The following is an 8,236-nucleotide window of genomic DNA, read 5'->3' as shown; positions in this document are numbered from 1 at the left end:
ACCTGCCCCACCGCCCCCCACGCCGCCCCCACCGGACCCGCCGTTCCGACCGCTGCCGCCGGTCCCTCCGCACCCGCCGTCGCCGCCACACCAACCGGTCCGACCGCCGCCGCCCGGCCCGCCACACCCGCCCTTCCCGCCGTTCCCACGGCACCTGCCGTTGCCGCCGCGCCGACCCTTCCGACCGGGCTCGCCGGGGCGCGGCTGCGGCCGGGGGCGCGCGTCCCGGAGCGGAACGTTGCGGCTCCTGGGGAGACGGCGGCCGTCGAGCGTCAACTGGACGGGCTTCTGGCCCGGTTGGGCGCGCCGGTGACCGTCCTGCCGAGGCCGTCGGCGATCCCGGGCGCGGACGCTCGGCGCAGGCTCACCGCGCAGGTGCGGGTCCCGGTGTACTTCCACGTGCTGCACAACGGGACGACCGGTGACATCCCCGACTCGCTCGTCCACAAGCAGATCGAGGTGCTGAACTCCGCCTACGGCGGTCGGCTCGGCGGCGCCGACACCGGCTTCTCCTTCGACCTCCGTTCGATCAGCCGCTCCGACAACTACTCCTGGTACACCAGCCCGGAGGCCAGCGAGCAGGACTTCAAGACCCGCCTGCGGCGCGGCGGCCCGGAGGCGCTCAACCTCTACAGCGCCGACCTCGGCGACGACCTGCTCGGCTGGTCGACCTTCCCGTGGCTGTACAAGGGCGCGCCCAAGATGGACGGCGTGGTCATCCACGTCGGCAGCATGCCGGGCGGCTCGATCGAGCACTTCAACCACGGGTTCAGCGCCGTCCACGAGACCGGCCACTGGCTGGGCCTCTTCCACCCCTTCGAGGGCGGCTGCACCGGCGCGGGCGACCAGGTCGACGACACCCCGCCGGAGCGCGACGCCACCAGCGGCTGCCCGGAGGGCAAGGACACCTGCCCGGCGCCCGGCACCGACCCGATCCACAACTTCATGGACTACGCCTGGGACGCCTGCATGACCCAGTTCACCGCCGGCCAGGGCGAACGAGCCCACAAGGTCTACACCGCCTACCGGACCTGACCCCGGCCCGCAGGGGGCGGCGGGAGATCGGTCATGGGGCGCGGATCAGGCGCGGGCACGGGTCATGGGCGGACGAGGGTCATGGGCGGACGAGGGTCATGGGCGGACGAGGGTCAAGGGCGGGCCCAGGTCGAGGGCGGACGCAGACCAAGGGCGGACGCGGGTCGAGGGCGTGCCCAGGCCAAGGGCGTGCCCAGGCCAAGGACGTGCCCAGGTCAAGGACGGGCGCGGGTCAGGGCGGCGGTGGTCTCGGGTGGGAGGTGGCGGACGGCCTCGCGGAAGGTGACGGTGGACATGCGGGCCAGGTGCCGGGACGTCCAGTCGGCGACCCACGCCGGATCCTTCCTGGACAGCTCGCGCAGCACCCAGCCGAGGGCCTTGCGGATGAAGAACTCGGTCTCATCGAGCGACGCCTCCCCGTAGCGGTCGACGCGCGCCACGTCGGGAGTGCCCCGCCTGATCCCGGCCAGCAGCGCCAGGATCGCCGCGCGTCGTATCCATAGGTACTCGTCGCCGACCCAGGTATCGAGCTCGTCCGCAACCTGTGGATAACTCAGCGCCAGCACGCCGACGACCTTCTCCGCCAGGTTGTCCACCAGCGCCCACGTGCTGGAGTCGCGCACCAGCCGCTCGGCGAAGGCCAGATCGCCGGGCTCCAGGACGTCCACCCGCTTGATCAGCACCTCCACGGCGGCGAGGCGGGCCTCGTGCACCGGACGGCCCGACTCGGTGACCACCCACAGCCCGTCCGCCAGCGCCAGCAGGTCGTCGCGGGAGGGCCGTGCCCGCACGGACGCCACCGCGATCCGGCGCACCACGGGCACCGGCACCCCGATGTGCGCGAAGGAGCTCTTCAGATACCCCCGCTCGGCCTCCGCGCGCGCCGGATCGGCCTGCGCGCGGAGGTCCCGAACGATCCGGGTAACTTCATCGGGCACGTCCACGTCCGCACCCTAACGCGCCGACGCGAACGGGGACGCGACCGCAGACGCGAACGGGGAAGCGGGAGCGGGAGCGGACGGGAGGGTCAGGTGATCTCCACGATCGGCAGCCGCAGCGCCGCCGGGGCGTCCGCCGGGACGACCGGGTTCTTCGGCGCGACCGCCGCGACGCGCCGGTAGGAGGCGCCGAGCGCCGGGCGCGGGTCGTCCTCGCCCTTGTTCGGCCACAGCGACATCGCCCGCTCCGCCTGCGCGGTGATCGTCAGGGACGGGTTGACGCCCAGGTTCGCCGAGACCGCCGAGCCGTCCACGACGTGCAGGCCGGGGTGGCCGTAGACGCGGTGGTACGGGTCGATGACGCCGGTCTCCGGCGAGTCGCCGATCACGCAGCCGCCCAGGAAGTGCGCGGTCATCGGGATGTCGAACAGGTCGCCCCAGGAGCCGCCCGCGATGCCGCCGATCTCCTCGGCGATCTCCCGCGCGGCGGTGTGCCCCTCCGGGATCCAGGTCGGGTTCGGCTCCCCGTGCCCGGCGTCGGCGCGGACGTCCCATCCGAGCGGCCCGCGCGCCGGGCGCAGCGTGATCGAGTTGTCCCGCGTCTGCATGACCAGCGCGATCACGGTCCGCTCCGACCAGTGCCGCACGTCGAAGAGCTGGATGAGGTCGGCCGGCCGCCGCACCGCCTCGCCCAGGAACTTGGCGATCCGCGGACGGTGCCTCTCGCCCGGACGGTCGCCGTCCACGAGCAGTGTCTGGAGGGCCGCCATCAGGTTCGAGCCCTTCCCGTACCGGACGGGCTCGATGTGGGTGTCGGGCGTCGGGTGGAACGACGAGGTGATCGCCACGCCGCGCGAGAAGTCCGCCCCGGGGTGCCCGTTGCGCCGTCCCGCGCCGAGGATCGCCTCGGAGTTCGTCCTGGTCAGGTGCCCCAGCCGGGCGGAGACGCGGGGCAGGCGGCCGGTCGTGCGGAGCTTGTGCAGGAGCTTCTGCGTCCCGTACGTCCCGGCGGCGAACACGACCTGCCCGGCGGTCAGCGCCTTGCGGTTCCGCCCGAACGACCCGGTCCGGACGATCTCGACCTCGTAGCCGCCGCCGGTGAGCGGCGTGACCTGCGTGACGCGGCTGAGCGGCATGATCCGCGCGCCCGCCTTCTCCGCGAGGTAGAGGTAGTTCTCGGTGAGCATGTTCTTGGCGCCGTGCCGGCAGCCGACCATGCACTCGCCGCACTCGGTGCAGCCCCTCCGCCGCGGGCCCGCGCCGCCGAAGTACGGGTCCTCGGACGCCCGGCCCGGACCGTCCCCGAAGAACACCCCGACCGGCGTCCGGACGAACGTGTCGCCCTTGCCCATCCGCTCGGCGACGCTGCGCATCACCTTGTCGGCGGCCGTGACCGTGGGGTTCTGGACGACCCCGAGCATCCGCTTCGCCTGGTCGTAGTAGGGGGCGAGCTCGGCCTGCCAGTCGGTGATGTGCGCCCACTGCCGGTCCTTGAAGAACGGCTCCGGCGGGACGTAGAGGGTGTTGGCGTAGTTCAGCGAGCCGCCGCCGACGCCCGCCCCGGCGAGCACCATGACCCGGCTCGCCTTGCGGCCCCGGATCAGGTGGATGCGCTGCATGCCGGTGAGGCCGAGCGCGGGCGCCCAGATGTACCGGGACACGCGCCAGTTGGTCTTCGGCAGGCCCGGATGCCGGGCGTCACCGGTCCCCGCCTGCCCGGCGTCGAAGCGGCGGCCCGCCTCGATCACGCCGACCCGGTACCCCTTCTCGGTCAGCCGCAGCGCGGTCACGCTGCCGCCGAACCCCGACCCGATGACGAGGACGTCGTAGTCGTGCGCCCGCTGGTCCTGGGCCCGGTCGCCGTCCGCCCGCTGGACCTGGGCCCGGTCGCCGTCCGCCCGGTGGTCGTGCATCGCCCGCGCCGTCCCGTCTACTTGATCCGGAGCTTCTTCATGAGCTTCACGCTGTTGGCCATGAGGTCGGCGAACGTGTCGTAGCCGACCCCGGCCGGGGGTTCGAGGTCCATCCAGTGCTGGCTGGCGATCGTCTGGACCTCGGTGAACCGCAGCAGGCCCTCCGCGCCGTGCCGGCGTCCGACACCGGACTGCTTGAACCCGCCCATCGGCGCGTCGTAGGACACGAACGCCGCGCCGTAGCCGTCGTTCACGTTGACCGTCCCGGCCTGGATGCGAGAGGCGACGCGGCGTCCGCGGGCGACGTCCCTGGTCCAGACGGACGCGTTGAGCCCGTAGGGCGTGTCGTTCGCGCGGTCGATGACCTCGTCCACGTCCGAGTAGCGGTAGACGGAGACGACCGGGCCGAACGTCTCGCTGGCGCACAGGTCCATGTCGGACGTGACGTCGGTGAGGACGGTCGGCTCGTAGAACAGCGGTCCGATGTCCGGACGCGCCCGGCCGCCCGCCAGGACGGTCGCGCCCCGCTCGACGGCCTGGTCCACGTGCGCGGTGACGTTGTCGAGCTGCCGCTGGAACGTCAGCGAGCCCATGGACGCCTCGAAGTCGAACCCGGCGCCGAGCTTCATCCCCTTGACCAGCTCGACGAAGCGCGGGACGAACCGGTCGTACACCGCGTCGTGCACGTACAGGCGCTCGATCGAGATGCACAGCTGCCCGGCGTTGGTGAAGCAGGCCCGGACGGCCCCGCGCGCGGCGCGCTCCACGTCCGCGTCGTCCAGGACGATCATCGGGTTCTTGCCGCCGAGCTCCAGCGAGTAGGACACCAGGCGCGGCGCGACCCGCTCGGCGATCGCCTTCCCGCCCCGGGTGGACCCGGTGAACGCCACGTAGTCGGCGGCGTCCAGCAGCGGGTCGCCGATCTCGGCCGGGTCGCCGATCACGACCTGCCACAGGTCGCGTGGAAGTCCGAGGGAGACCAGCAGGTCCAGCACCCACAGGCTGGACAGGCAGGTCTGGGTGTCGGGCTTGTGGATGACGGCGTTCCCGGCGAGCAGGGCGGGCACGATGTCGGACGCGCCCAGCGAGAACGGGTAGTTCCACGGCGAGATGAGCGCGACGACGCCCTTGGGGTGCCGCAGCTCCCGCACCCGTGTCAGCCCCGGCATCGTGCTGCGGCGGCGTTGTGGACGCAGCAGCCGCTCGGCGCGGCGGGCGTAGTGCAGCGAGCAGAGGGCGACGTCGAGGAACTCCTCCAGCGCGTGCCGCCGGGCCTTGCCCGTCTCCATCTGGATGATGTCGAGGATCTCCGAGCGGCGCGCCACGAGCGCGTCCGGCAGGGCCAGGAACGGCTTCACCCGCTCCCGGACGGGCAGCGCGGCCCAGTCCCGCTGGGCGCGCCGGGCCCGCTCGTACGCGCGCGCGACCTCGCCGGCGGTGGTGAGCGGGAGGGTCGCCAGCGGCTCGCCGGTGAAGGGGGCGGGGATGGTGGCCGTGGGCGCGTCCTCGCCGGACGCGATGTGGGAGGTCAAACGGTCGGTCTTCTGCTGCGGCAGCCGGTGCGCGGCCGCTCCCGGGGCGGGGACCGTCGGAGATGCCATGCGTGCAGACTAGGGCTCCCCGCCCGCCGGTGGCTACCCACCAGTAACGACTTGCTTTCCGTGAATTGCCGCACATCTCACCTGCATGGGAACGGAACGTTCCAGATTGACCGGCTTGCGCAATGCCGTGACCCGGCGCGCCCCCGCGGTGTAAGCCGGAACCTGGAGGAGACACCAGGCGCGTCGCCGTCGCGCCGCCCGGGCCGTAACCGCTGCCGCCCGCCCCGGGCCCGGCGGCAGCGTGCCCGACGAGAGGGGAACACCCACATGTCCTTCGCGGGCGGCGCGACGGAAGAGGGCGTCCGGGCTGAGCGGACGACCCGGCGGGAGCGCCGGGAGCAGACGCGGGCGGCACTGCTCGAAGCGGCCGAGCGGCTGTGGGCCGAACGCGGCATCCACGGCGCCTCCCTGGACGACGTGGCGTCCGCGGCGGGCCTCACCAAGGGCGCGGTCTACTCGAACTTCGCGGGCAAGACCGACCTGCTGCTCGCCCTGGTGGAGCACTGCACGCGCGAGCGCGTCGGCACCGAGACCTGCGCGGAGCTGGGGGACACGAGCCGTCCGCCGAAGGAGCGGTACGAGCGCGCCGGGCTCGCCTTCCGCCGCCGTCTGGAGGGCGACCAGGCCCGCCTGACCGCGCTGCTGCTGGTCGAGTTCTGGCTGTTCGGGATGCGCGACTACGCGGCGGGCTGGCGCATCGCCGACTGGTACGCCGAGTGCCGCGACCACCTCGCGAGCGGCCTCCCCGAGCCGAGCGGCGCGTCCACCTCGGACGGCCCGCCCCCTTCGGACCGCCAGCCCGCCACGGACGGTCAGCCCGCCTCGGACCGCCAGCCCGAGCCGGACGGGGTGTCCAAGTCGGACGGCCAGCCCGAGCCGGACGGCGAACCCGAGTCCGACGGGGTGTCCCGGGACGACCGGGCCGCGCTCGCGCTCGCGCTCGACACGGGGCTGGCCCTCCAGCATCTCCTGGACCCCACCCGCGTCCCGGCCGACCTCTACGGCACCGGGATGCGCCTGCTCCTGGGCGACTGACCGAACGGTCCGGGCCGCGTCCGCCGCACGCGGACGCGGCCCGGAATCCCCGCGCTTTTTCCCGGCGAACCCGCCGGGGATGTCAGTCGTCGGCCTCAGCGCCGGTCGCCGGCCTCGACCGCCGGCCTCGACCGTCGGCCTCGACCGTCGACCGGGGCCTCGGCGTCAGTCGTCGTAGTCGGCGGCGCCCACCGGTCCGACCGGGATCTCCGGGGTCTTGGCACCCGGCATGACCACCAGCTTCCCGCGCGCCGCGGCGTAGACCTTGCCGAAGTTCGAGACGTACAGCGGGAAGGCCGAGCTGTCCATGAGGGTGAGGACGGCCTCGTCGTTGTACCGCAGCGCGTCCACCGTGTAGCTGTGGCTGCCGGTGAGGATCATGCGGTGCCGGCGGCCGTTGTAGGTCCCGTCGATCAGCAGGTACTTCGAGTGGGCCTGGGCCGCCGAGTCGCCGGTGAAGTAGTGCACGGCGGGGCCGCCGTGGCGTCCCGGCCGGGCGAGGGCCTTCAGCGTGCCCGTGCCGAAGGTCGCGGCGACGACCTGCACGTCGCAGCCCTGGTCGTCCAGGCGGGACAGCGCCTTGGCGACCTCGGTGCGGTTGAAGATGCCGCTGGACAGCCTCACCTTCGTCCCGTCGCACCGCACGCGGTTGAGGACGTCCACGATCGGGTCGCCGGACGCCTTCGGGAAGAACGCGACGGCGCGCTTGCCGGACCAGGTCTGCCGGTAGTAGTTGCCGTTCGGCCTGTGCTTGGCCAGCGCGTAGAAGTAGCTGCGGTACGCGCCGTAGAGCTTGCGGTCCACGAGCGTGTAGGCGTCGTTGTAGTCGGCGTACATGCCGCCGGTCGCGTTCCCGGACGTCTGCACCACGACGTTCCGCGAGTCGTACGTGCGCGAGAACGCGTAGAACTTGTTGTGGTTCTTGCCCCAGACGCCCTTGGTGGACGGTGCGATGCAGCCCCGGTTCTTGGGACACACGACGACCCAGGACGACTTCTTGGTGTTCGTCCCCAGGTGGCGGGCGAGGTAGTTGTACACGCCCTTGTTCTGGGAGAGCGAGTCGTTGTCCAGGACGACCCGCACGCGGACCTTGCGCTTCTGGGCGTTGACCAGCTCCTTCGCCATGCCCGAGGTGCGCAGGCGGAAGACGGCGACGTCGATCTCGGCCTTGGCGGGGGTGTGCCGGATCAGGGTCTTGATGTAGAGGTCGAGCGCCCCGGCCTTGGCCGGGTCCTTGCTCGGCAGGTTGAAGCGCGGCCCCTGGGTGACGTACTTGCGCCCGCGCCCGCCAGAGGTGGTCACGTCACGGCTGGGCGAGGCGACGCGGTTCCCGCCGTCGGTGGCCGCGCGCACGAGCGCTTGGGCCGGACGCGGCGCGGGCTGAGCCGGACGCGACGCGGGCTGGGCGGCCGCGGAGGCGGCGTTGAGGCCCGTCACCGCGGCGGCGACGGCCAGACCACTTGAAACCAGGGCGATACGTCGCAAGAGACTCCCCCGTCTACCGACACGACAAGATCGGGAGATTACCAACTAATCGCCCAGCGGAGAATCCCTTCAAGCAACCATTTCTCACCCTCGAACCAGTAATTTCCGACAGTGTCAGCAATCACACCGGTAAACCGGACAGTCGGGCACGACCTCGCACGTCGCACAGCCCCTCACAGGCCACAACAGGCCACCTCGGGACAGGTCCGGCCCGGCGCCGATAAGGCGC

6 protein-coding genes are annotated in these 8,236 nt (G+C 72.4%); 2 read left to right on the top strand and 4 right to left on the bottom strand.

What is annotated here, in order from left to right; genetic code table 11:
• Nucleotides 1-1,035: zinc metalloprotease (locus DZF91_RS42775; RefSeq protein WP_207661907.1), on the top strand; the 1,035-nt coding region annotated here is incomplete at its 5' end.
• A 215-nt stretch (nt 1,036-1,250) separates the two neighbouring features.
• On the opposite strand, the gene DZF91_RS32405 is transcribed toward DZF91_RS42775, so the two are convergent.
• The 3 genes from DZF91_RS32405 to DZF91_RS32395 form a co-directional block, all read right to left on the bottom strand.
• Nucleotides 1,251-1,979, bottom strand: coding sequence for a DNA alkylation repair protein (locus DZF91_RS32405; RefSeq protein WP_117360863.1), 729 nt, complete (start codon nt 1,977-1,979; stop codon nt 1,251-1,253).
• Nucleotides 1,980-2,062: 83 nt separating this feature from the next.
• The gene (locus tag DZF91_RS32400) at nt 2,063-3,886 is read right to left on the bottom strand and encodes a GMC oxidoreductase (RefSeq protein ID WP_117360862.1); all 1,824 of its coding nucleotides are present in this window, start codon (nt 3,884-3,886) and stop codon (nt 2,063-2,065) included.
• Between the two features lie 17 nt (nt 3,887-3,903).
• Nucleotides 3,904-5,487 carry a succinic semialdehyde dehydrogenase gene (locus DZF91_RS32395; RefSeq protein WP_117360861.1) on the bottom strand — a complete coding sequence of 528 codons (1,584 nt, stop codon included), beginning with the start codon at nt 5,485-5,487 and terminating at the stop codon, nt 3,904-3,906.
• 267 nt (nt 5,488-5,754) lie between these two features.
• Between DZF91_RS32395 and DZF91_RS42390 the strand changes: the two genes are divergently transcribed.
• Nucleotides 5,755-6,522, top strand: coding sequence for a TetR family transcriptional regulator (locus DZF91_RS42390; RefSeq protein WP_235834727.1), 768 nt, complete (start codon nt 5,755-5,757; stop codon nt 6,520-6,522).
• Between the two features lie 165 nt (nt 6,523-6,687).
• Here the strand turns inward: DZF91_RS42390 and DZF91_RS32380 are convergent, their stop codons facing one another.
• The gene (locus tag DZF91_RS32380; protein WP_117360860.1) at nt 6,688-8,007 is read right to left on the bottom strand and encodes a phospholipase D-like domain-containing protein; all 1,320 of its coding nucleotides are present in this window, start codon (nt 8,005-8,007) and stop codon (nt 6,688-6,690) included.
• Between the last annotated feature and the right edge of the window lie 229 nt (nt 8,008-8,236).

Origin of the sequence: Actinomadura logoneensis, from assembly GCF_003428695.1 — a bacterium.
Taxonomy (GTDB): domain Bacteria; phylum Actinomycetota; class Actinomycetes; order Streptosporangiales; family Streptosporangiaceae; genus Spirillospora; species Spirillospora logoneensis.
This window is presented reverse-complemented; position numbering and strand designations above follow the sequence as displayed.

Coding starts and splice junctions, on each gene's coding strand:
- DZF91_RS32395 (WP_117360861.1), bottom strand. CDS start 5,487: ATGGCATCTCCGACGGTCCCCGCCCCGGGAGCGGCCGCGCACCGGCTG.
- DZF91_RS42390 (WP_235834727.1), top strand. CDS start 5,755: ATGTCCTTCGCGGGCGGCGCGACGGAAGAGGGCGTCCGGGCTGAGCGG.
- DZF91_RS32400 (WP_117360862.1), bottom strand. CDS start 3,886: ATGCACGACCACCGGGCGGACGGCGACCGGGCCCAGGTCCAGCGGGCG.